The 22,522-nt window shown below is 38.8% G+C and carries 18 protein-coding genes; 5 read left to right on the top strand and 13 right to left on the bottom strand.

Annotation, left to right across the window (positions count from 1 at the left end; all coding sequences use genetic code 11):
• Window positions 1–85: 85 nt before the first annotated feature.
• The 5 genes from Q9R36_RS24255 to Q9R36_RS24235 all read right to left on the bottom strand — a co-directional run bounded on the left by Q9R36_RS24255 (window position 86) and on the right by Q9R36_RS24235 (window position 6,143).
• Entirely contained in the window at window positions 86–952 is an 867-nt protein-coding gene (locus tag Q9R36_RS24255) for an ArdC family protein (protein ID WP_311226038.1), read from the bottom strand.
• 762 nt (window positions 953–1,714) lie between these two features.
• On the bottom strand, window positions 1,715–2,632 hold the full coding sequence (locus Q9R36_RS24250) for a hypothetical protein (RefSeq protein WP_311226037.1): 918 nt from the start codon (window positions 2,630–2,632) through the stop codon (window positions 1,715–1,717).
• Between the two features lie 674 nt (window positions 2,633–3,306).
• On the bottom strand, window positions 3,307–3,804 hold the full coding sequence (locus tag Q9R36_RS24245) for a hypothetical protein (protein WP_311226036.1): 498 nt from the start codon (window positions 3,802–3,804) through the stop codon (window positions 3,307–3,309).
• Window positions 3,805–3,903: 99 nt separating this feature from the next.
• Window positions 3,904–4,347, bottom strand: a complete 444-nt coding sequence (locus Q9R36_RS24240; protein WP_311226059.1) for a JAB domain-containing protein — start codon at window positions 4,345–4,347, stop codon at window positions 3,904–3,906.
• Between the two features lie 1,229 nt (window positions 4,348–5,576).
• Complete coding sequence (locus Q9R36_RS24235; RefSeq protein ID WP_311226035.1) at window positions 5,577–6,143, bottom strand: hypothetical protein; 567 nt, start codon at window positions 6,141–6,143, stop codon at window positions 5,577–5,579.
• A 280-nt stretch (window positions 6,144–6,423) separates the two neighbouring features.
• Between Q9R36_RS24235 and Q9R36_RS24230 the strand changes: the two genes are divergently transcribed.
• Window positions 6,424–6,606: a hypothetical protein gene (locus Q9R36_RS24230; RefSeq protein WP_311226034.1), complete on the top strand. Its 183-nt coding sequence runs from the start codon at window positions 6,424–6,426 to the stop codon at window positions 6,604–6,606.
• A 964-nt stretch (window positions 6,607–7,570) separates the two neighbouring features.
• Here Q9R36_RS24230 and Q9R36_RS24225 read toward each other — a convergent pair.
• The 7 genes from Q9R36_RS24225 to Q9R36_RS24195 all read right to left on the bottom strand — a co-directional run bounded on the left by Q9R36_RS24225 (window position 7,571) and on the right by Q9R36_RS24195 (window position 15,710).
• Window positions 7,571–10,138 (bottom strand): DEAD/DEAH box helicase, encoded by a 2,568-nt coding sequence (locus Q9R36_RS24225; RefSeq protein WP_311226033.1) that lies wholly within the window; start codon window positions 10,136–10,138, stop codon window positions 7,571–7,573.
• Window positions 10,135–11,043 (bottom strand): HamA C-terminal domain-containing protein, encoded by a 909-nt coding sequence (locus tag Q9R36_RS24220; RefSeq protein WP_311226032.1) that lies wholly within the window; start codon window positions 11,041–11,043, stop codon window positions 10,135–10,137. Before Q9R36_RS24220 ends, Q9R36_RS24225 begins: the two co-directional genes overlap by 4 nt.
• A gap of 161 nt (window positions 11,044–11,204) precedes the next feature.
• Window positions 11,205–11,762, bottom strand: coding sequence for a recombinase family protein (locus Q9R36_RS24215; protein WP_311226031.1), 558 nt, complete (start codon window positions 11,760–11,762; stop codon window positions 11,205–11,207).
• 307 nt (window positions 11,763–12,069) lie between these two features.
• A complete protein-coding gene (locus Q9R36_RS24210) occupies window positions 12,070–12,636 on the bottom strand; it encodes a YdhK family protein (RefSeq protein ID WP_311226030.1) in 567 nt (188 codons plus the stop codon).
• Window positions 12,637–12,680: 44 nt separating this feature from the next.
• Window positions 12,681–15,095 carry a heavy metal translocating P-type ATPase gene (locus Q9R36_RS24205; protein ID WP_311226029.1) on the bottom strand — a complete coding sequence of 805 codons (2,415 nt, stop codon included), beginning with the start codon at window positions 15,093–15,095 and terminating at the stop codon, window positions 12,681–12,683.
• 68 nt (window positions 15,096–15,163) lie between these two features.
• On the bottom strand, window positions 15,164–15,370 hold the full coding sequence (copZ, locus tag Q9R36_RS24200; RefSeq protein ID WP_311226028.1) for a copper chaperone CopZ: 207 nt from the start codon (window positions 15,368–15,370) through the stop codon (window positions 15,164–15,166).
• A 16-nt stretch (window positions 15,371–15,386) separates the two neighbouring features.
• Complete coding sequence (locus tag Q9R36_RS24195) at window positions 15,387–15,710, bottom strand: metal-sensing transcriptional repressor (protein ID WP_311226027.1); 324 nt, start codon at window positions 15,708–15,710, stop codon at window positions 15,387–15,389.
• 312 nt (window positions 15,711–16,022) lie between these two features.
• Here Q9R36_RS24195 and Q9R36_RS24190 point away from each other — a divergent pair, with 312 nt between their 5' ends.
• The 3 genes from Q9R36_RS24190 to Q9R36_RS24180 are packed head-to-tail and all read left to right on the top strand — an operon-like array spanning window position 16,023 to window position 19,017.
• Window positions 16,023–17,384 (top strand): sensor histidine kinase, encoded by a 1,362-nt coding sequence (locus Q9R36_RS24190; RefSeq protein WP_311226026.1) that lies wholly within the window; start codon window positions 16,023–16,025, stop codon window positions 17,382–17,384.
• Between the two features lie 13 nt (window positions 17,385–17,397).
• On the top strand, window positions 17,398–18,081 hold the full coding sequence (locus Q9R36_RS24185; protein ID WP_311226025.1) for a response regulator transcription factor: 684 nt from the start codon (window positions 17,398–17,400) through the stop codon (window positions 18,079–18,081).
• A 15-nt stretch (window positions 18,082–18,096) separates the two neighbouring features.
• Complete coding sequence (locus Q9R36_RS24180; RefSeq protein WP_311226024.1) at window positions 18,097–19,017, top strand: F510_1955 family glycosylhydrolase; 921 nt, start codon at window positions 18,097–18,099, stop codon at window positions 19,015–19,017.
• A 606-nt stretch (window positions 19,018–19,623) separates the two neighbouring features.
• Here Q9R36_RS24180 and Q9R36_RS24175 read toward each other — a convergent pair.
• Window positions 19,624–21,657, bottom strand: a complete 2,034-nt coding sequence (locus Q9R36_RS24175; protein WP_311226023.1) for a heavy metal translocating P-type ATPase — start codon at window positions 21,655–21,657, stop codon at window positions 19,624–19,626.
• A 261-nt stretch (window positions 21,658–21,918) separates the two neighbouring features.
• Here Q9R36_RS24175 and Q9R36_RS24170 point away from each other — a divergent pair, with 261 nt between their 5' ends.
• The gene (locus Q9R36_RS24170) at window positions 21,919–22,368 is read left to right on the top strand and encodes a DUF305 domain-containing protein (protein WP_311226022.1); all 450 of its coding nucleotides are present in this window, start codon (window positions 21,919–21,921) and stop codon (window positions 22,366–22,368) included.
• Window positions 22,369–22,522: the final 154 nt, after the last annotated feature.

Here is a 22,522-nt window from a genome sequence, read left to right as displayed (position 1 = left end):
TTCTCTTCTCCTTTTAACAGGGCCGCCTTTCTTTCTGGAAAGGCGGCTTGCCTTGTGCTTGCGATATTGTAAGCTATTACTCTTTTTATTCTTCGCCCTTTTCGTCTTCACCTAAAATGTAGTCCGATGCTTTTTGAGCTTGTGCAGCTGCTTGAACGACAAGGCGGTTATCATCCTTTAAAGAGCGAAGCCAGGAGTTGATGTAACTTACGCTATTTTCAATAGTGCTGTTATCAATTCCAGCTACTCCACAAAGCATTGCTGCTCCCAATTCTGCCACTAATTCTTCTTTGGAATAAACTTCATCCCCGAATGCTACATTCGCTGTAGTTACTCCGGAACGGGCAAGCCTACTTTTATGGCCTGTACTATGAATCATTTCATGAAATAGAGTGCTGTAAAATTCTTCAGCTTTCACAAAGTCCTTAATGGGCGGGCAGTTAATTTTATCGAGTGTTGGATAGTAGACGGCTCTTCCAGAATAAAAGGTGTAATCCGGGCAGTTTATATATCCCTTATATATCTCTTCAGCTTTTTCAATTGGATCGTGATCAAATGATACTTCTTTTCTTTTACTTTCCAAACCTTCTACCTGCGAATTAATTTCAAATACCCGATAGTATCGCAGGCACGGGATTTTTTCGACTTCTCCGTTTTCTTCATTCTCTTTTTCTAACCATTTCCAAAATACCACAATGTGCGATTTTTCTCCCTTTTTAACCTTGCCTCCGGCTTCCTTGATTTGCTTAAAGGTGGCATATTCTCCGGCTTCTAAGAGAAATGTATTGACTCCCCTATATGGTTTTTGTGTTTTCCAGTTAACAGCTCCCCCATTGATCCACGGCTTACGCCAAGGGATGACACCCTCCTCTAATTGCTCGATGATCCTTTCTGTAATCATTTTATACACGTTCTTTTTTCCTTCTAAGTTCTTCTCTTTTGTTTTTGGCATTGTCTGTTCCTCCTTTTGTTCTTTGCCTTCTGAAGCGTTTCCTTTCCCCAAAGGGAAGAATTTTGCCCCTTTGACAGGAGAAACGAACAATGAGCATAGAGAAGGAGTCAAGGGAGCTCTTAGCGGAAAAGTTTTTTGTGTTGCGAAGCGTATGTAACAAAAAAGTTTTTTGCCCCTTGACTGCTTCTCTATCCGACTTAGCTTGCAGCAATTGGAGGGCGAAGCCTAGGAGGCTCCGGTTGCTGCAAGGTTAGCTCGGATTGCGTTATTGTACGATTCGGAAGGCAAAGGGCAAAATCCTCATTTAATAGCAGCCGGCGGGCTGCTTTCCGCTTTGTTTTTAGGTTTTGGTTTTTTCAGAACTTCGGCTCGTGGGGTACGGCCGAAGGCAAATGGAACAGGAACCTACGGAATGTAGGCGAAGCATGAGCCGTACAAGCCGTGGTTATCGGTTCATTTAGTAGCACAGCGACACGTACAGGCTGTTAGAAAGGGGCTCTACCCTTTCTTACAGCCTGTAGTGCTGCCGCCCAAAGAAGGTTTTAGCTTCCATATAACATATAGACGACAGTATGACTACGAGCCATATGTTTTTGCTTCATGCAAAAAAGGAGAAGGATTCAACCTTCTCCTCTTGTACTTTTATTTATTCTTGTTCATTGTATTTTTGGGAAAGGATAATTAAACGAGGCATCCATACCCCTAAAAACAAGAAAAAAGGCATTTCGAATGCCTCCATTCGAAATGCCTTTTTAAAGAATTCTATTTTAGTGTTGCACTTCCATACATATGCCCCATTTTTGAAGCACCAACATATACTTCGCAAGTACCTGATTTAAGAACAAGGCCAGCCCATCTTATACCGTACACTGATTCAAAATAGGTTTGAGTATAAACTTCTGCATATGTCTCAGAGCCAACTGCTGGAAATCTGCTTCCTCCATTTACACGCCTTTCCAGAGTAATGGTAGATCCTAAGGCATAACGTCCATAACTTCCTGTACCTGTTTGAACTTGCACTGAAGTGCCATTATATTTAAATTGCCCTTCTGCCCATACGTGGAATAACTTCCCTCCGTAAGCATTGTAGGCGATACCTGTTGTTCTTTCAGTATCTGTGTATTCCCAAGGGAGAGCGTTTGTACCAATCAATCCATCATTTGCGCCAGCATTGGCTATTAATGGCTGCTCAGCTTTTTTAACTTTCTTCCTCTCAAGAACAAACATTTCACCAGTATCTCCTACATACACATCAACACTTGCCTCAGAATTATTTAATGAAATTAATTCACCATCGTTGGAATTATTTTCACCTTTCTTCTCCTGAATGAATTCATTAAGGTTTAAAACTTTCTCATCGTCTTTATTAGCATTTTCTTGAGCTTTTTCAGGAAAAACATCAGATAACGAAATGTTCGGATTTTTAACTGCTTCAGGCGCTGGGTTCTCTTGATAGTGAGAAGAAATTACTTTATCAACAGCTTCAAGGGAAGCATTTTTATTATCCAATCCCTTTAATTTTGAAACTAATTCCGGAACAGTCGTTTCGAGGTAAGTTCTCATTTCTTGAATATCTTCTGCATTTTTATCTTTTTCACTTGCTTGAGCAGAAGACATCCCTGGAAAAATACCTAAAATCATAGTAAATGCCAATAAAAACATACTCAACTTCTTTTTCATAATGTAGCCCTCCCTTTTGGTTTAATAAGGAGATTCTACAAAATAATTACAATCCCTTCAAAAAATTACAAAATTAGATAAATTAGTAAATATTTACCATTTATTTTTAATTACTCCGTAGACTAGATATACTAGTAAAATTAGTGCAGCAATCCAAATTGGTCCCAACAATATAGGGGCAAAATTGGTAGTGATTTTTAATAACACCCCTGTAAAAACAAATAATACAATGAAAATTGATATCAGATACATAAACTTCGGGTATTTTAATCTCATGTTCATCACCTTCACTTTTTAATTTTTTGGAAATACACAGGTTGGATTATTTAGCACCTTTCTTATTAGGGGTGGCTAAACCTTGTCCCTTTAGATCAATGCAACTGATGCCGTTTATTTAAGCAGAAAAACACAAGGGCTTCCAACTGAGCTCACTGGTTTTTTTAAAACACTACTCCTATAACTATAACAAACCTTACATAGGTGAAAGGTTGGGAAAATTTTTTACATAGTATTCAATATACATTCCTCAACTTAATTTGACATTGACTGAAATAGGGCCTACTAATTCCAAACTGTTTGTCTTAGTATATTTATCTGCTTCTCACACTCAAAGCATGAATTCTATTTAAGACTCATCATCTTCCCATCTAGCATTATTTAATACGTCCAAAAGGTCACATTCCTAACCGTAACTTTTCTTTTCCACAAAAGTCTTCAACTGTACTCAAGGACCAATATTTCACACCACCAACAAATAAATCTGGATTAGGAACTTTCCCACGGTCATAGTAAAGATTAAGCTTTTGTCTTCCGTAATTAAGCCCTTCCTTTGATAAGTAGTCAGCAAACTGGCTTAGACTTAAATATTCGGACCCGTTTTTAACCAGACAATAGGACGGATGTTTAATCAAATAGGTATCTTCGCGAAAATAATTTGTTATCAACTCAAGAGCAAATTCCAGCCAATCATTATCCAAACGTTTATACAGATGCCCTAAATCAAACTCTTCTTTGTCGGGATCTTCAAAAAACCAGGCTAACTTAAGGAATGTAGCTTGGACTTCATCCAGCTGCGTCAGGGATTGCTCAGACAGAAAAAGGTTTTCATAATGATTCAATCTTTCTTCCAGCAAGGGGAACTTCTCAACGATCTTCCGGGTTGCCTTTTTCATATTAACTCCTCCTTGTATACATTGTATACAAAATATAACACACGATGTATACAATGTATACATTTCGACCAAAAAAAGGGAGATTCCTCTCCCTTTCTGCTACATTTGACCTTTCTCTTTCATGCTGTAGAAATCAGCTTTCGCATTGACAATCAAATGATCTAAAACCTCAATCCCCAGATGCTTGCCGCATTCAGCCAATCGTCTTGTGACATCTATATCTTCTCTTGAGGGAGAAACGTCCTGGCTGGGATGCTGATGCGATACGATGATTGATGCGCTGTTATTCAAGATGGCACTCTTGAATACTTCCCGTGGCATAACTAGGCTTGCGTTCAATCCTCCAACATGGCAGCGATGGACGGCAACTACCTGATTTTTCGTATTCAGACACATGACGAAGAACACCTCACGGTCATCCTCTCCAATGAAATGCGCGGCCGCCTTTGCACCATCTTCCGGGGAACGGATGATAAACTTTTCGTCAGCTTCAACCTCTGTGATGACCTGCTTGATCCTTACCACTTCATAAATCGTTTCCAGCTTCATTTCCTTTTTCATTTTCGCCTCTCTCCTTTCTTTGTTCGGATCCACCTGAACCATTCGCGCAAACGGGGGAAGGGTTCGCTTACGAAGAAGCGAACTTGCCAGAGAGGGGTAGGCCCATCCCATGCTTTACGGGATGGGCCGTTAGAAAACGAGTGAAGCCCAATGACTTAGGGGCAGTTAGGAAGCGTTTTGTGCTTCCTTATTGCCCCTTAGCCTACTTGGCTTTGCCGTTTTCTTTCCCCGAACGCCCGCCCTTCCCGCCGTCATAAGCGAATGGTTACAATGAGGAGAACGAAGGAAGGAGAAGGGGAACTGCACAATGGGCGGCTAAAAGCATACCGGGAGGTATGCAGCCGCCTAACGGCAAGGGTTCGATGCCCGCAGCCGTTATAACAAAGCAACCTTCAGAACCTGCTCGGAACTTCCGAAGGGGTTCTGAAGGTTGCGTATTGTATCACGGCGGAGCCTGATGCAATCGGATTTCAGGGGGCTCGATGCCCCCTGAAATCCGTCAGTAAAGAAGGTTTGCAAAGCCATTTCGATCAGGTGCTTTCGCTCTTAGAAAGCAGCAGAGAAATGGCGTATGGCAAGAAGCGCAGCTGCTTGCAATCGGGTTGCAAAGGCTCGATGCCTGCAGCAACCCGACCTTTCATTTGAAGCGATCCAACGGGCTACCGTTGGCGGGGTGTTGGGCGCGCAGCCCAAGGTATTCAGGTTTTCGGCTCGTGGGGTACGGCCGGAGGCAAATGGAACAGGAACCTACGGAATGTAGGCGAAGCATGAGCCGTACAATCCGTGGTTATCGGACCATTTAGTAGCACAGCGACACGTACAGGCTGTTGGAAAGGGCGCTTTTCCCTTTCTTACAGCTTGTAGTGCTGCCGCCCGAAAATGTCTTTAAGTGCCCTGAAATTGTTTCTAAAGAAAAAAAATTCGCCTTAAGGCGAATCTAGTCATCAATCACATAGGATTTCTAATGGTCTCGTCTGATGAATTTCTCTTTAATCCATGGCAAGCTAAAATGATCCTTTTCCACTCCCGGAAAACACCGGGGGCAATACTTTCTATTTAAATGAGGGCTATCATCCAAAGGCAGACTTTTTAATTCATGCTCCGGAAAAGATCTGTTGCAATATGTACAGCGCTGCAATTAATAATCCCCCCACACATAATAGTCTTCTTATTCCATAATGACTGGCTAATTGGGAACAGATCCTTAACACTTAGTTCACCTGTTTACGAGACGCTCTCACATATTCAATGATCGCAAAAATGACTTGTTCTTCCTTCTCTGCAAAATTTTGATCAAATAGCAGCCGTTTCCCATCAAATTTAAATGCTTCGAGCAAATAAGAGACACGGGGTTTACTATAGGCTTTGCTATTGGCCACACAAGCCTCCCAAACGGATTGCTCCAGCTCTTTTGAATACCTTCGATGTAAGATACATTCGCGAAGTTGAGTTTTCTTGATTTCTATATACCCTTCCCATATGTTTTTGTTCGTGATTTCGTACCACATTTCAACGCGGGCTCGTTCTTTTGCTTCTTTTACAATATCTGTTTCAATTATTTCTGCATTTTCTATTGCAACATCTGTTTTAATAACATCCGGAAGCCTCTCAGACAAAAAAGACTCTACACTTTCCATTGGAATCTTCCAGCCCTCTTTCCGGGAAGAAGGAGAAACTCCTTTAATGACTCCTTGCCGCAGCCAACGGCGAACGCTCTCTTTGTGGCTTGTAATTTTATTTTTCTTGAGTATCTCAAATACTTCATCCAAATTATACATATTCAAGCACTCCTCTTAAACAACAATTGTTTTATAAAAACATAATAAAACAATTGTTGCATTATTTCAAGTATAATCAGGAATCATCATACTAATCCTGATTAATCTTATTTGGGGAGAACTGTTAACTCTTTTTTATCATTTACAGAAGGCCAACTTTATCAATAAGCGATAATTAGTATAAGTTGCCTCTCTCGCGGACATGACTGTTCCTATTGCCATATTCAAGGCATTGAGTGACAAGCCATACTATGTAAAAGAACGGAGTCGAAGGCCACACATGAATGATCTATTGGAAGCAAAGCTGACAATTACAAGGATAAAAGAGAAGCTTCTTGACCTGGTCGGTGGCCTTATAGCCGACAATCTAACTGACAAGGAATACACGGTAGCAAAACTGCTGGAAATAGTGGATTACATTGATGATAAAGATATTAAAGTCGGTGATATTGAAGTTAAATAGTTATCAAATAAAAACACCATGAAGGAGCTCGAATTATAATAAAGCGAATGTTTTAATTAAAAAATGCTATGCTATAAACACGCTATCTTTTCTTTGAATGCCAAAAGAGTTGAAATACATGTAGTGAATAAGAAATTGCATACTACTATTGAGCGTGCAAAGAAATACCGATTATTCTTCTATTGTTTGCTCTATGAATTCTAAAAAACAAAAAAACCAAAAGTATAAACTTTGGTTTTTTTGTTTTTTTCTTATTAACAACTAATTATTGCGTTGCTAAACTAATTAGTATTCCTTTTTAATTAACAAAAACAGCTATGTCATACTTCTCAACCAATAGAAGCAAAGACAGTATTGTTGTTGAACATTGGTATTCAACTCCCAAAAGGTGTTTTTAAATTAATCAAAAAGGTGACTTTTTTAGTTTATAACACCATCTTAAGCCGATTCTTTAGAATATTTTCGGGTCTATCCTCCTTTATATAATTATTTTGTATTTCGTGAACGTAATGGAAAAGTTATAATGGGAGTAGGTATTTGGGGAACCTTTAGGTTCCCTTCCTACCTATCTGTTGTGAACTCCTAGCTTAGTTCCACCAAGAACATAAATTAAGCCTGGGAGTTCGATTTACTATCCATCCCGTTCTTAAGTTTTTTCCGATCGCAAATTATGCGATGGATGGAACTTAAGGCCGAAAGGAGAATAGCAATCATTTCCCACTTTTCCAAATTGTTCACCTCGCTTTATATAGAATTACTTACCAGCTTACCAGCATTCTGTATATTATTCAAGCAATCTCCATTTATATAATATTCTATTGAAAAATAGCAAAAGAACTTTCCATCTTTCTCTTATTAGTTTATTTTCCAATAAGAAAAGCAGCTGTTCAGACAAGTCACATGCCCCCCACCTGCTTCTTCCTAACCACCTTAAATATGGTTACTGGTTACTCTGTGTTTAATCTTATAAAAACATTCGTACTTCCTGCTCTTCTATACTTCCTTCTTCCAGTGCCTTAAGTAGGCTTTCCTTCTGAATCTTTATCAACTTGCCGTCATTAACCTGAAAATAAGTAGGATATTCATTACTCAATAAATTTGCAACATACCTAGATAACCCCATGTTTTGAAGAATAATGACAACCATACTGCGTGTACCATACTCCAAATAGTTGCTCCAATTTGCCCCTGCCTGATCTTTACCGTAAACCTCTTGCAATATTAAGTAATAATGATTTACGTACTTTTGTATAGTAAATCTAAGAATCTCCTCTATCTCTTTAATTAAATCATTTATAAGTGTGTTGACCTGAATTCGACTATTTCTAACAAAAAAATCATTCCTCTGTATATTAGACTCATCATAATATACGATTTTTCTTTTAGTTTTCGAGTAAAAATCAATACTCTGATTAATTAGTTCATTCAAGCTTTTACCATTAATCCAGTTATTCATAAGTAGTGCAAAATACTTTAAGCTATTTTTACTCTTCAACCTTCTTTCATATTGATCCCACTTATAAATATTATGGAATAAATCTAAAACTGCCAAACACTCTTCATAATTTATTTTTTTAGGAAAAAGTGTCTTTTTAAAATTATGCTCATTTTTAATAATGTATTGAAAAGCTGATTCCTGTTGCTCAACAGCCATATGTTGGTTAGTTTTTAATATTTGATAAGGAATTTCTATACTTTGCACTTTTTCTTTAGCAATCTCAATGATTTTTTCTTGTTTATTTTGTATTAACTTGTTAATGACAGGACTTTGATACTCGGTCACTAAATCCAACGTGTCGATACTGATAATGTTTGCAAGATAACGAACAATGTCTTGTTCAGTTTTATTTATTTTTTTTATTTCTTTATTTAGCATAGCATCGGTAATATGGTTTAAATTGTTTTCCAAGTTGTTAGAAACAGTTGGATTCATAAATATCTGTTCCTTATTCTCTAAGTATTCATTAACTTTTTTCCAGTCTTTTTCCTCATCTCGGATACAGTAAATGTTACCTGACAATTCATATTTTAATCTTCCTGCTCTGCCAGCAAGATTCCAAAAGTCTACCTTTTTGAAATTTCTAATGCCATTTTTATTTTTCAGTATAAATACATTTTTTGCTGGCAGATTAACACCTTCCAATAAAGTCGAGGTACAAAATAAATACCTGATTATTCCGTCTTTAAAAAGCTGCTCAATATTGTACCTAAGCACCTGCGGCAAACTGCCGAAATGATAAGCGACTCCTCGTTTCAAACAATCAATTAAATAGTACTCTGGATGCACTATTTTCTTAATTATTTGAATAGCTTCTTGAATTCTTCTCTTTTGATAAGTGGTTAAGCTTGTTTCACCGTACTCTTGGCTGAATTGTCTTGCCTTAGCAACTGCATCTCTTCTCGAATGACAATAGATTAAATTCGATTGTTCCTGAGAAAGTAAGTTAATTAAGTCTAAACTGTCATTATCCTGGTTCGAAACAATTTTTGGATAATACTCTTTTATTCCATTCTCAGTATAATGATCAACTTGTTTGGTTATAAGATCCACAAAGAATAACTGCTGTGAAACTGGTGATTCATTCGAATAAAATACATGTTCAACTTCTTTATTGAATAATTTCAAGAAAACTTCAGGATTTGATACATTGGGAGAAGCAAAAAAGAGTTGTACATTGCGATTAGCATATATAGTCCTCTCGACCGCTGTGTATAAAGTTATGCTCCTCTTATCTTGATCACTAGCAAGTTTGTGTGCTTCATCAACAAAAAGACAATCGATTGAAGGATATCCTTCTTCTGACAAAAAGGATAACAGCCTTTCAGGGGTTAAAACCATTATCAGATTCAAACCTTCAATATTAACTCCTTCTAGATTACCATTTGTTAATACAGTGTAATTTTCATCTTCTAGTTGGCTGTATAAATCTTTTTTTATTTCAGTAGCAAATTGATGGATTAACGCTCTTGTCGGCACAATAACCACAATATTTGGCTTGTTATGCTTCTTCATCTGCTCCGCTATGTTTATTTTCATCATAAAGGATTTACCCATGGAAGTTGGGCCCGAAAAACTAAACACAGGTGCATCTTTCATTTGGTGATATAACAAATATTGTGGATCGGTTAAGTATATATTTTCAAAGTCCTTAATATGTTGGATTGATTTTTTTACACCTTTTTCAATCTCCCGATCCAAGGGAAGAGTGACATCGTAGTCTAACAATTGCAGAGCAGGAAAGTTGCCGATTTTAGAAAGCACAGCGCTAGAAACTGTTTTAAAGTTCAAATCTTCTTTATAAAATGGAAAAAGCAAGGTGACAATCTTATAAGCTATGTTTTTGTGTTTACTGGAAGTTGAATTAGATAATAAATCACAGAATCGCATTAAATCTATTAACTCTTTTTTACTTAGAAAGTTATTTTCTTCATTGAACAGTTCCTGGTAATAGAGTTTATTGATTCTGTCAAACAGCACATTATAATACTCATCCTTTAGTACGTCGGTAGCAAGTCTTTCTAGTAATTTCATGACACTTCACCTTTTAGCCTTTTAATTACAGCTTTTCTTACCTCGTCAATTTTTATAAACGGTATACAGTATATATAAAAGGAATAGCCATATAAATCGTACTTTTCCACTAATGAATCGATATGCTTAAATTCCTTTTGCACTTTTTCGCTTACCAATTTTCTAATTTGTGCTTGAAATTCATTATTAGGCAATTTTCGCATTTCCTTTGTTATTTCAAGATTAAATCCTACAAAAATACCAAAAGCATGATTGGTTTGGATAGCGTCTTCTTTAGCGCTTGGAAAGATAACTTTTTTTAACTGTTCATACATTTGATCATCAACTATTTCCTGTGCTAAATGAGAATTAATAAGTTGCATTTCATAATGAACATTATTTTTAGTATGATTCAAAAAACTGTCAATTGATTCAAAAGCTTTATTAATCCCTCCTCTAAGTGTTTTATACATTTTCGACTCACCGAAAACGATTTGAAACTCATTGGAATTTATTTGTAACAAATGAATTCCATCAGCACCCTTCACATAATCATTATGTGATGTCTTTAAATTCATTTTTGTTAAAAGCTTAGGTGCTTCAAGGTGTGTTTCCAAAAAGCAGTATAATAGTAATTCACCAAATTCTCCTTCATTCGCTTGATAATCTCTGAATTTTTCTTGAGCAAGGATATTTAGTTCACCAAAACGTTGCTGATCAACATACTGCTGATACTCTTTCTTTGATAAACAAAACGTAATCATGGAATTTGATAATTCCATTAAAAGTGGATTCATATCAAATTTATTATTGGAAATTTTCAGAATGTGCAAGTTAATTTTAGTTTGGGTTTCATCAAGTAAATGGTCCTCAATATCATGATAAAAATGATCAAGAAAAGTTTTCCTTACAAGCGGTCGAAGCAAAAGATCCACCCTCTAGTACATTTTTGTTGGTTCAATTATACCATTTCATTTCCAAAATAATATAAGTCTGGTGTATATTGCTGTGCTGCTGTGACCGCCAAGTAAAACAATTATTGCACTGACACAAACTTCTTATTCATTTTAGAACTTTCTTACAATGGTTATTCGGCTGACTTTTTGCGTTTAGCTCTTATTAAAGTGCTTTTTGAAATTCCGGTTAGATTTTCGACTTCTTTGTATGAGCGCGAGGTCAATAGCTCTAGCGCGTGTTCTATCTGCCCACGGCTAAACTTTTTCGGCCGTCCCTCGCGGTAATCTTTGCGTTGCCTTGCTATCGCTTTACCTTCCTGTGTACGCTCCACGATCAAGTCACGCTCGAACTCCGCAAATCCACTCATTATAGTAAAGATTAAGCGTCCAGTCGGCGTATTTTCAATCAGTCCCATATTAAGGACATGAACCTTCACGCCGCGGTCGAATAGCTCCTTAACAATTGCTAGAGCTTCAGACGTCGACCTGGCAAAGCGGTCAAGCTTCGTTATGACTAAAGTATCGCCTGTCTTCAGCGTAGTTAATAAAGCCTGAAATTGTGGTCTGGCCGCCTTCGTGCCAGTAAACTTTTCCGAATAGATTTCCTCGCAGCCTTCCGACTCAAGCATAGCAATCTGTGCTTGCAAATCCTGGCCCATCGTGGACACTCGCGCATATCCGTATTTCATAATATCTACCCTCTTTTTAACCCATATATATGAACCTAAGTTATGACACCATACAACACCTTGAGTTTACTGGGTTGCCAAAACGGTGTCAATACTTTTGAGTTATGAAACCGTATGTTTTAACGAAAACAAAAAAAGCTGACTAATAATGGTCGGCTTTCCAATTTCTTTATTAAACTAAAGCACCCGTTTGTTTAAGTACATTCATTCACAAAGTCATTCTTTTCACATAAAATGTTACCTTTTGTGAGTCAAAAAAAGCTGCCTTTACTGGCAGCTCATATAAACTAATTTTTGATAATATATATTATTTAGCTGAAAGTTCGTCACCTGTGACCCATTGGTGATTTTCCACTTTTTCTCCACCTGTGGTTGGCGTGTAATCAACCATATAAATAGTTGTTTGTTCTGCTGAGTCAATAGTAGCTTTTACGCCTTTCATTCCTTCCATATGGTTTACGTTCAAAGTGACTTCATCTCCCACTTTGTAAAGAGTATCTCCAGCATCTTTTAAATCCTCCTGAATTACCCACTTATGATTTGTCACCTTTTCTCCACCAGTTGTTGGAGTATAAGATACGGCATAAACTGTTGTATCGTAAGCACCTACAATTTTTGCTTCTGCACCATTCATTCCTTCCATATGGTCGGTTTCTAAAATAACTGCACTTCCAACTAAATAGGTGGGATTATTTGCTTCTTTTAACCCTTTAGGCACTTCACCAGAAAGAGAATGATTCATTTTCGAATGTTCTGAATGGTTCATCTGTTCCTGTTCAACTTCGTTATTGTTATTTTCTGTGCTTGTATCATTTCCGCAACCACTTAACCCTAAGGTAGCAATACTTAGAAAAACAATTAGTTGCTTCTTCATTTTAATTCACTCCTCTATAGTTCTTACTTATTTTCAAAACTTATTTAAATTAATTTCACTTTTTGCAACCTCAACGCATTTAACACGACAGACACAGAGCTAAATGCCATGGCAGCGCCGGCTACCCATGGTGCTAGCAATCCGATGGCAGCAATCGGTATCCCCAGTGTATTATAGGCAAATGCCCAGAATAGGTTTTGTTTAATATTCCTCATGGTCCTTCTGCTCATCAATATCGCATCAGCAATGCTGTTAAGGTCTCCCCGGATCAGTGTAATATCGGCTGCTTCCATGGCCACATCGGTCCCGGTGCCAATAGCCATGCCGATATCGGCGGTTGCCAGTGCCGGTGCATCGTTGATTCCGTCGCCGACCATTGCCACCTTCCTGCCTTGTTCCTGAAGCTTCTTCACTTCTTCTGCTTTACCTTCAGGCAGCACTTCGGCTATCACCGAATCGACGCCGACTTCTTTCCCAATTGCCTGTGCAGCGCGTTGGTTGTCGCCTGTCATCATGATTACCTGAATGCCCATCTCTTTTAAGCGGCTAACCGCTTCACTGGATGTATCCTTAACGGTATCAGCCACCGCGACAAGCCCTGCATATTGTCCATTAATGCCAGCCAGCATGGCTGTTTTTCCTTCGCTCTCCAGCTTTTCCATGACAGGCAATACCGAGGTAATATCAATAGCATATTGCTGCATAAGTTTTCGTGTACCGACGACAATTCCCTGGCCTGATACTGTTGCCATTACCCCATACCCAGGAATCGCTTCAAAAAATTGTATATGTGCAGGCTCTATCCCTTTCTCTTGAATCCCTGTAACGATGGCTACAGCTAACGGATGCTCGGATTGCTTTTCCGCAGCGCCGATCAATGACAAAAATCTCTCCTCTTCCTGGCCTTCCGCCACAATGAAATCCGTTAATACCGGTTTGCCATGTGTAACGGTTCCTGTTTTATCCACAACCACTGTGTCGATTCTCTGCGTTTGTTCCAGGTGTTCACCGCCCTTGAACAGGATTCCGAACTCTGCTGCCCGCCCGGAGCCTGCCATGATAGAGGTAGGAGTCGCCAATCCAAGTGCACAGGGACAAGCAATCACGAGCACGGCAATTAGCACTTCAAGTGCTGGTGTAAAATCGCCCGGCTGTACCCAGAAAAACCATACCAGGAATGTTGCGATGGCAATCCCGACCACGATCGGGACAAAGATTCCCGAAATCTGATCCGCCAGACGCTGGATGGGTGCCTTCGATCCTTGGGCGTCTTCTACCACTTTTATGATTTGGGCTAATGCTGTATCCCGGCCCACCTTAGTCGCTCTCATTTTAATAAAACCGTTTTTATTAATAGTTGAACCGTATAGGACGTCCCCTTCCTTTTTATCTACAGGAAGACTTTCGCCCGTCAGCATTGATTCATCCACCGATGTTAAACCTTCCAGTACATCTCCATCTACCGGAATTTTTTCACCTGGTTTCACTAAGATCGTTTCGCCAATTGTGACTTCTTCCAATGGCACTACCTCTTCAGTGCCATTCCGGAGGACGACCGCTGTTTTTGCCTGGAGCCCCATCAGCTTTTTAATAGCTTCAGATGAACGGCCCTTCGCTTTTGCCTCAAACAATTTACCCAAGAGGATTAGCGTGATCAGCACGGCGCTCGTTTCGAAATAAAGCTGCGGCATATGATGTGTTCCAGTATTGGCAATTGCTTGGTAGAGACTATAGAAATAAGCTGCTGAAGTCCCCATGACGACAAGGACGTCCATATTGGCACTGCCGTTACGGAGCGCCTTATAGGCACCGACGTAAAATTGCTTGCCGATGATAAATTGTACAGGTGTGGCCAAAATCAACTGGACCCATGGGTTCATTAAGAACTTGGGCACATATAGGAACGAAGTAAACGAGAAGTGTCCGACCATCGTCCATAACAGCGGCAATGATAATATCGCAGATATAATGAACTTGCGCTTCTGGTCTTGAATCGCCTTTTCACGGTGATCCACCTGCTCGTGTTCATCTTCCTTTTGGTGGGCCCCATAGCCAAGCTTTTCTACTTTGGCAATGATGTCTCCAATGGACACCTCTGAAGGATTGAACTCAATCACTGCTTTTTCAAGGGCCAAATTGACGTTTGCCTCCGACACGCCCTCCAGCTTATTCAGGCCTTTTTCAATCCGCGTAGCACATGCCGCACAGGTCATTCCTGTAAGATCGAATTCAGCTTTTTGTTTTACCACCCTATAGCCCAGTGCCTCGATTTTCTTTTCAAAATCAGCTTTATTTAGTTTAGCTGGATTATATTTAATGGATGACTTTTCAAGCGCCAAATTGACCGAGGCCTGTTCGACACCTTCCATTTTGTTCAAGCCTTTTTCAATCCTTGTAGCACAGGCTGCACAAGTCATCCCTGAAATCTGGAGACTCGCTTCCTTTAATTCCTTACTCATTGTTCTCACCTCTCATATACCAGATAGGGGTATATTTTATTGAAAAGAAGAGAGTGCAAATAGCACTCTTACTCGACATCGTATCCTTGCTCCTCGATGGTTTCTTTAATTTGCTCAAGTGAAACCTTGGAGTCATTAAAAGAGACATCCACTTTCGCTTCCTCGAGTTTCACTTTTACTTCGCTTACTCCAGGTAATTTTCCTACGCTTCCTTCCACCGTGTTTACACAGTGTCCGCAAGACATTCCTTGTACATTTAACGTAACATTTTGCATATTGATTTCTCCCCTTTTATTTTTTCATGAGTTTTTGAATCGTTATTACTAACTCGTCTAGAACCTTTTCATCGCCTTCTGAAAGCCGATCAACGACACAGCCTTTCAAATGCCCTTCCAAAAGGATCTTCGCTACGCTGTTAAGAGCGGATTGAGTGGCAGAAATTTGAGTAATAATATCATCACAATAAATATCCTTGTCCACCATACCCTTAATGCCCCTAATTTGGCCCTCGATGCGATTGAGTCTATTTGTTAAATCCTTCTTTACACTCTTTGGATGATGGCTTTTTCGGCTTGATGTGACATGACAAACCATTTCAGGCAAACTGTTCTCCATGAATCCCACCTCCAATATAATCACATTATAACATACCTAATAGGGGTATGAAGAGTGAAAAGCATTATATTCTTCGGCCTATTTATGATTTGTTGCTATCATCCCTTTTATTCTTTATCTTACTTATAGTGACTAGTACTTGATCTTCATGGTATCAAAGGGAGATGTAGTATCCTCAGGGCATTTCTACTTCAGACCTTTATCATAAATTTTAGAAGTTATCTTGCATTCAATTTTCTTGTTTTTTTGCAATTTTTTTTCAAAAATATCATGTAAAATAAAAAGGCGCAAAAAGAAATGGGGATTTATACAATGAATAAAATATCCACAAAACTTGCTATTTATTTCCTTTTAGCTGTATTAATCTTGGAGTCCTTGCTGATGTCTTACCTCTACAACAGTATAATTAATTCCCGAGTCCAGGAAGAGTTTCAAATGATTCTTTCCAGAGGCAACAGCCACCGGGATGTACTGGAGGACAGTTTTACCGAAAGCACCTTGACTCATATAGCCTTGATGGAATCGAAAACAGACACTGAGGTGGTCATCACGGATGGTAAAAAAAAAATAATTGTCAGTTCGAAAGACGTATCTGACAACATGGTTAATTTGATCAACGACCATCCTCAAAAAATTGCCAGGGAAGGATTACTGATTGAATCCAATTGGAAAGAAATGAACTATCTTGCAACAGTGACGGAGTACAACACAGGTGCAGAAGAAGGTTATGTATATATGTTTAAAAATACAGAACCGTTACGGTCTTTGATTAAAAAGCTAAACTACCATTTTTTATTGGCGGGGATTATGAGTTTGGTGATAATTGCTATCATCTATTTTCTTTTGTCAAGAATTCTAACAAGCCCTCTAATCAAGATGAAAGAGGCAACACAACAACTTAGTAACGGCTACTTCAAGGTAAGGCTTCCTGATTTAGGTAAAGATGAACTTGGTGAGCTCTCCAACTCTATACAAAAACTTGCAAACGATCTTGAAAGCATCCAGAATGACCGACTCGAATTCCTAGCCAGCATCTCACATGAATTACGAACGCCATTGACCTATATTCAAGGCTATACGACTGTGGCTCTCAGGGATGGACTGCCGGTAGAGAAAAGAAACGAATATTTAAAAATCATTCAGGATGAGTCAGAGAGAGTTGTGCATTTGATCGAAAATCTATTTGAGTTGGCAAAAATCGATCAAAATAATTTCACGATTACAAAACAAGAAATTGAATTATGCCCGCTCATCCAGGACATAGTGGCAAAAGTTGGGCCTGCCTTCGACCAAAAGGACATCACTATTCAAGTAACTTGTCCAAAACTAGTCTATGCATTCGCTGATCCCCTTCGATTGGAGCAAATTATTCTCAATTTGCTTGATAATGCTCTAAAATATTCTGAAGCAAATACAGTCACAAAAATAATCGTCAGCTCTACACGCGACAATAAAGTCAAAATTAGAGTCACCGATCAAGGAATTGGGATACCTGAGAACGAGCTTCAAAGTATTTTCAAACGGCTATATAGAGTTGAAAAATCACGTTCCCGCGGATATGGCGGATCCGGACTCGGCCTTTCCATTGTAAAAGAATTAGTGGAGGCTCATGGTGGTTCGGTGACAATAGAGAGTCACAATATAAAGGGCACAACCGTGGAGATACTAATATAGTGAGGTGTATACCTTGAAGAAGATTTTACTAGTCGATGATGAAGTTAGGATGCTTAAGCTCCTGGAATTGTATCTGGAACCTAAAGGCTATTCATGTTTAAAGGTTTCCGGTGGCTACGAAGCAATTCAAACGTTAAAAAAGGAGAAGGTCGACCTTGTTTTACTTGACGTCATGATGCCAGAACTCGACGGGTGGACTACCTGCAGAAAGATTAGGGGGTTTTCGAATGTTCCCATTATCATGCTTACCGCCAGAAGTGATAAAGAAGATGTGATTAATGGCCTTGATGTCGGTGCAGACGATTATATCACCAAACCTTTTGATGAAGATATTTTGGCAGCGCGTGTGCATGCCTTATTGAGAAGACAGGAATCTCCTGTTCAAGAACAAAATAGTGAGATAGTCAGAGGTGAGTTCCGTTTGAATACGGAAGCCTACACATTAAAATATCAAGACCTTTTCCTTTCTTTAACACTGAAAGAGTTCTTGTTGCTAGAAACTATAATGAAACACCCTGAGAGAGTTTATACTAGAGAGCAGCTCCTTTCCACCGCTTGGGATATCAATGCAAACACTGATATCCGGACCATCGATTCCCATATAAGGAACCTCCGAGACAAGTTGAAAAAAGTCGAAATTCCGATTGAAAAGCACCTGACCACCGTATGGGGGATCGGTTATCAATGGAAAATTTAATGGATTAGAGGAATTATGATGAAAAAGAGAAAATGGATTATAGCTGTAGCAGCAATAGTACTTATCGTTACAGGCTGCTCTTCTGCAGCGGAAGAATATGAATTTGTAATCGCTGAAAGAGAACAAATTGACCACATTCATGGGGTCGGTTACCCAAACAATAAGGAGGAACTTTTCGTTGCTACTCACGATGGTTTGATGAAATTTTTTGAAGGTAAATGGCTTGAAGCAAACAGTAATAGAAATGATTATATGGGGTTTCAGCCGTATCAAGATGGATTTTATTCCAGCGGCCATCCAGGGGCAGAATCTGAGTTAAAGAACCCGCTTGGTTTAGTCAAGAGTACCGACCAGGGTGGAACACTTGAAAAACTGGCTTTCTATGGAGAAACCGATTTTCACTACCTGGCAGCAGGTTATAAATCCGGCATTATCTATGTAATTAATGAGCAGCCTAATTCTGTGTTGGAAAGAGGCTTTTATGTAACGGAAAATGAGGGAGAAACTTGGAAAAAAGTGAGCATGGAAGGATTTGAATCGGAATCAATCGGGAACATTGCTGTACACCCTTCTGATAGTACTGTCGTAGCAATAGCGGGTAAGGACGGCGTATTTTTATCAAAAGATCAAGGTGAAAATTTCAGCAAAGTTCCGAACACCTCTAAGGTAACAGGAATTGCGATGAGTGAGAGCAACGGTCTATTTGGAAGCATTCTACAAGATAAAATTCAACTATACGAGTGGAACGTTTCTGATGGAAGTATTGCTCCATTCCCTACCCCACCTCTTGAAGAGGATAACCCAATTATGTACATTGCTTCAAATCCGCAAAATGAGCAAGGATGGTCCATTGTAACCTATAAAAACAACATCTATATAACAGAAGATAACGGGGAGAATTGGAAAGATATTTCTAATGTAAGAGAAAACTCTTAAATGATTGGCAGTACAAGTATGTATGGAATCCTTTCAAAAATCAGTATAATAAGTAATCCCTTTTTAAATGCGTTGGACAATGTCCATTCATTTCTCAGTGAGTCGAACCCCTGAATATCTCTTAGGCAAAGCGGTCATGATTTCATTCTGAATACCGGGAGATAAAAAAACACACAAGTATAGATAAAGAGCTTGTGTGTTTTTTATTGTGCAACTCAAAATGGTAATACCTCACCTTAAAACTCAACTCTGCCTTAATCATAAATAACCTGTATTTTGTGATATTCAAATAGGAATCTAAATTGTCTTCCCACTTCGATGGACATGGATATTCTTTCGCCCTATCATCTAAAACCACTATGAAGAAATAATTAAGGATAATGATTGGTCTGCTCAGCCGGCAGCTAGTTCAGAAGAAACAGCAAAGATTGTGAATCAAATCAAAACATTAATCGAGAAATCAAAAGGATAAAATGAAGAGGCTTAGAAAAATTTTTTGTTTAAAGTGAAAGTTGCTAAAACAATACCGCAAGAAATCAAAGCTTTCAATTTGATTTCTTGCGGTATAATTATTTTGATATATGTCCCGGCATCTTATTTACTTTATTAAACTTTGAGCAATTTAGCATTAATTGCTACTATCACTGTACTCAAGGACATAAGAACAGCACCGATTGCAGGACTTAATACAACTCCAGCATTATAAAGGACCCCTGCCGCAAGTGGAATAGCCACTATGTTATATCCGGCCGCCCACCATAAGTTTTGAATCATTTTTTTATAAGTTGCTTTCGAAAGTGCTATAATGGATACTACGTCATTCGGATTACTTTTTACCAAAATAACATCCGCCGTTTCCATTGCTACGTCCGTTCCTGCTCCAACGGCTATTCCAAGGTCGGCGTTTGCAAGCGCCGGTGCATCATTCACACCGTCACCTGTCATCGCTACTCTTAAGCCCTCTTTTTTTAATTCTTTAATCTTATCAGCTTTTTGATGGGGCAGAACTTCTGCATATACCTCATCCAGATCTAAGTTTTTGGCCACCCAATCGGCCACCTGCTGGTTATCTCCTGTCAGCATAACAGCCCGGATGTTAAGCTCTTTGAGACGTCTCATGGCTTCCTTGGAGCTTTCCCTCACTTTATCTGCGAGAGCAATCATTGCTGCTACATCTCCATCAACCAATACAAACACTACGGTCTTGCCTTCTCCTGACAGCTTTAAATAGGATTCTGTATCATATATAATATTTTCTTCAGCCATATAACCTGGACTTACGACCCTCACTTTATTACCATTTACTGTCCCTTTAAGGCCTTTACCGGTTATAGATTGGAAACTTTCCGGTTCAATTAAGTTAATCGAACGTTGTTTGGCCTCTTCAAAAACCCCTCTGGCAATTGGGTGTTCTGATTGAGCTTCTAATGAAGCAGCCAGCCTGATGACTTCTTCTTCTTCACTTTCATACGTTTTAATATCAGTGATGCCGAACTTTCCTTCTGTCAATGTCCCAGTCTTGTCAAAAATAATTGCATCAATGTTTCTTGCCCCTTCAAAGCTTGCTCGATTGCGGATTAATAGTCCTCGTTTCGCAGCGATTGCTGTCGATCTTGCAACAACAAGAGGTGCCGCTAATCCCAATGCATGAGGACAGGCAATAACCATGACCGTCACCATTCTTTCTAAGGCGTAAACAAAACTCTCTCCTAAAAATAACCAAACTACCAATGTAATAATTCCAGCAAACAGCGCCATATAAAAAAGCCATTTTGCAGCCCGGTTAGATAAGTCCTGTGTCCGTGATTTCGATTCTTGAGCTTCCTTTACCATCGTTACGACCTGTGAAAGATAGCTGTCTTCCCCTGTCTTCTCAACTGACACCGTCAAGGAACCTTCTCCATTGATGGATCCACCTATGACTTGGTCGTCCTTGAATTTGTCCACTGGCACCGATTCCCCTGTTAACATTGATTCATCAAGTGATGATTCTCCTTTTATAATCAGTCCATCCACCGGTACTTTTTCTCCCGGTTTAATTAAAATCTTATCCCCTTGTTTCAACTCAGAAGTTGAAACATCTTTCACATTCCCCTCTTGATCGATAAGATGTGCTTCATCCGGCATCAATTTGACCAGTTCTTCGAGAGCTCGAGACGCACCAATCACTGATCTCATTTCAATCCAGTGACCGAGAAGCATGATATTAATCAATGTCGCCAATTCCCAGAAGAAGTTCTTGCCTGAAAGCCCAAAGACAGTTAAGGAACTATAGAAATAAGCAACGGTTATTGCTAATGCAATCAGAGTCATCATTCCGGGTTCTTTTTTCTTTAACTCGTCAAAAGACCCTTGTAGAAATGGCCATCCGCCATAGAAGAAAATAAATGTGGAAAGGCCAAATAGAATATACATATCTCCGGTAAATCTTAAGTTAATTCCTAAAAATTCCTGAATCATAGGTGAAAGAATTAATATCGGGAGTGTAATAATTATTGAAATATAAAACCTTTTTTTAAAATCATCCACCATATGAGCATGATGAGAAGCATGATCTTCCTGGCTGCCATGCAGGTGGTCATTCATTTTGGCATGTTCTTCGTGAGATGGTTGATGATGTCGGTGTTCTGAATGGTCCATTTTCTTCCTCCTCTATAATTATTTAATGTATCAAAGTTTTCTTCTAAACCTCGTTATATTAGTTTATCTCCAACATTTGTGCAAAATTTATGAAGAAATAAAAAAAACACAACAACCAAGTATGAAGCTGCTTTTTTAATATTGAATTTAATCCTTGGTGCCCTTCATAAAGGAGTTGGCAAAACATTTAGTTTTGCATACTTTTTGCAAAAAGAGAGGGAATGCAAGTGAATATACTAAATTGTAAAAGGAGCTTAGCACATGAAACCATATTGGAAATTTGCCGGAATGGTGGTTACCTCCACTATTATCATGTTCATTTTTAAGTATTGGAGCACTTATAAAGTGGAACACATATTTTTCAGTGAAACACGTGCATATATGGCATTGTTAATGGGAGCCACAATGGCTGTCATTATGTTGATATTTATGACACATATGCTGAAAAACAAAAAGTTGAATATCGGGATTTTGACAGGAAGCGCAATTGTATTTGCTTTATCCTTGTATCTTCTTCGAAGCCAAACACTCGTTGATGATGTAGACTACATGGAAGCTATGATCCCTCACCATTCCATAGCTATTTTGACAAGTGAAAGAGCTGAGATCAAAGATCCTCGTGTAAGGAAGCTGGCAGATGAAATTATTAAAGCTCAGCGTAAAGAAATAGCTCAAATGAAAAAGTATATAGAAGACTTGAAGGAGGAATAGGAATCTAGAAATTTGACATGAACATGTACACAAATTTAACAGTGAGTATTTAAGATGTAGCAGGATTTTAGACAAACAAAGCTCCACCTTTTAAAAAAGGTGGAGCTTTATCATTTTAACATGACCGGCTTTCTGAATTTTAGTTCTCGCAGAG

The organism is Bacillus sp. AG4(2022) (assembly GCF_031844465.1).
GTDB classification, from domain to species: domain Bacteria; phylum Bacillota; class Bacilli; order Bacillales; family Cytobacillaceae; genus Bacillus_AB; species Bacillus_AB infantis.
Note: the sequence above shows the minus strand (reverse complement) of the source record. Positions and strands in the feature narration are given on the sequence as shown.

Excerpts from the sequence above, each read along its gene's own strand:
- Q9R36_RS24255 (WP_311226038.1), bottom strand. The coding sequence starts at position 952 with ATGCCAAAAACAAAAGAGAAGAACTTAGAAGGAAAAAAGAACGTGTAT.
- Q9R36_RS24250 (WP_311226037.1), bottom strand. The coding sequence starts at position 2,632 with ATGAAAAAGAAGTTGAGTATGTTTTTATTGGCATTTACTATGATTTTA.
- Q9R36_RS24245 (WP_311226036.1), bottom strand. The coding sequence starts at position 3,804 with ATGAAAAAGGCAACCCGGAAGATCGTTGAGAAGTTCCCCTTGCTGGAA.
- Q9R36_RS24235 (WP_311226035.1), bottom strand. The coding sequence starts at position 6,143 with ATGTATAATTTGGATGAAGTATTTGAGATACTCAAGAAAAATAAAATT.
- Q9R36_RS24230 (WP_311226034.1), top strand. The coding sequence starts at position 6,424 with ATGAATGATCTATTGGAAGCAAAGCTGACAATTACAAGGATAAAAGAG.
- Q9R36_RS24225 (WP_311226033.1), bottom strand. The coding sequence starts at position 10,138 with ATGAAATTACTAGAAAGACTTGCTACCGACGTACTAAAGGATGAGTAT.
- Q9R36_RS24215 (WP_311226031.1), bottom strand. The coding sequence starts at position 11,762 with ATGAAATACGGATATGCGCGAGTGTCCACGATGGGCCAGGATTTGCAA.
- Q9R36_RS24210 (WP_311226030.1), bottom strand. The coding sequence starts at position 12,636 with ATGAAGAAGCAACTAATTGTTTTTCTAAGTATTGCTACCTTAGGGTTA.
- Q9R36_RS24205 (WP_311226029.1), bottom strand. The coding sequence starts at position 15,095 with ATGAGTAAGGAATTAAAGGAAGCGAGTCTCCAGATTTCAGGGATGACT.
- copZ (WP_311226028.1), bottom strand. The coding sequence starts at position 15,370 with ATGCAAAATGTTACGTTAAATGTACAAGGAATGTCTTGCGGACACTGT.
- Q9R36_RS24195 (WP_311226027.1), bottom strand. The coding sequence starts at position 15,710 with ATGGAGAACAGTTTGCCTGAAATGGTTTGTCATGTCACATCAAGCCGA.
- Q9R36_RS24190 (WP_311226026.1), top strand. The coding sequence starts at position 16,023 with ATGAATAAAATATCCACAAAACTTGCTATTTATTTCCTTTTAGCTGTA.
- Q9R36_RS24180 (WP_311226024.1), top strand. The coding sequence starts at position 18,097 with ATGATGAAAAAGAGAAAATGGATTATAGCTGTAGCAGCAATAGTACTT.
- Q9R36_RS24175 (WP_311226023.1), bottom strand. The coding sequence starts at position 21,657 with ATGGACCATTCAGAACACCGACATCATCAACCATCTCACGAAGAACAT.
- Q9R36_RS24170 (WP_311226022.1), top strand. The coding sequence starts at position 21,919 with ATGAAACCATATTGGAAATTTGCCGGAATGGTGGTTACCTCCACTATT.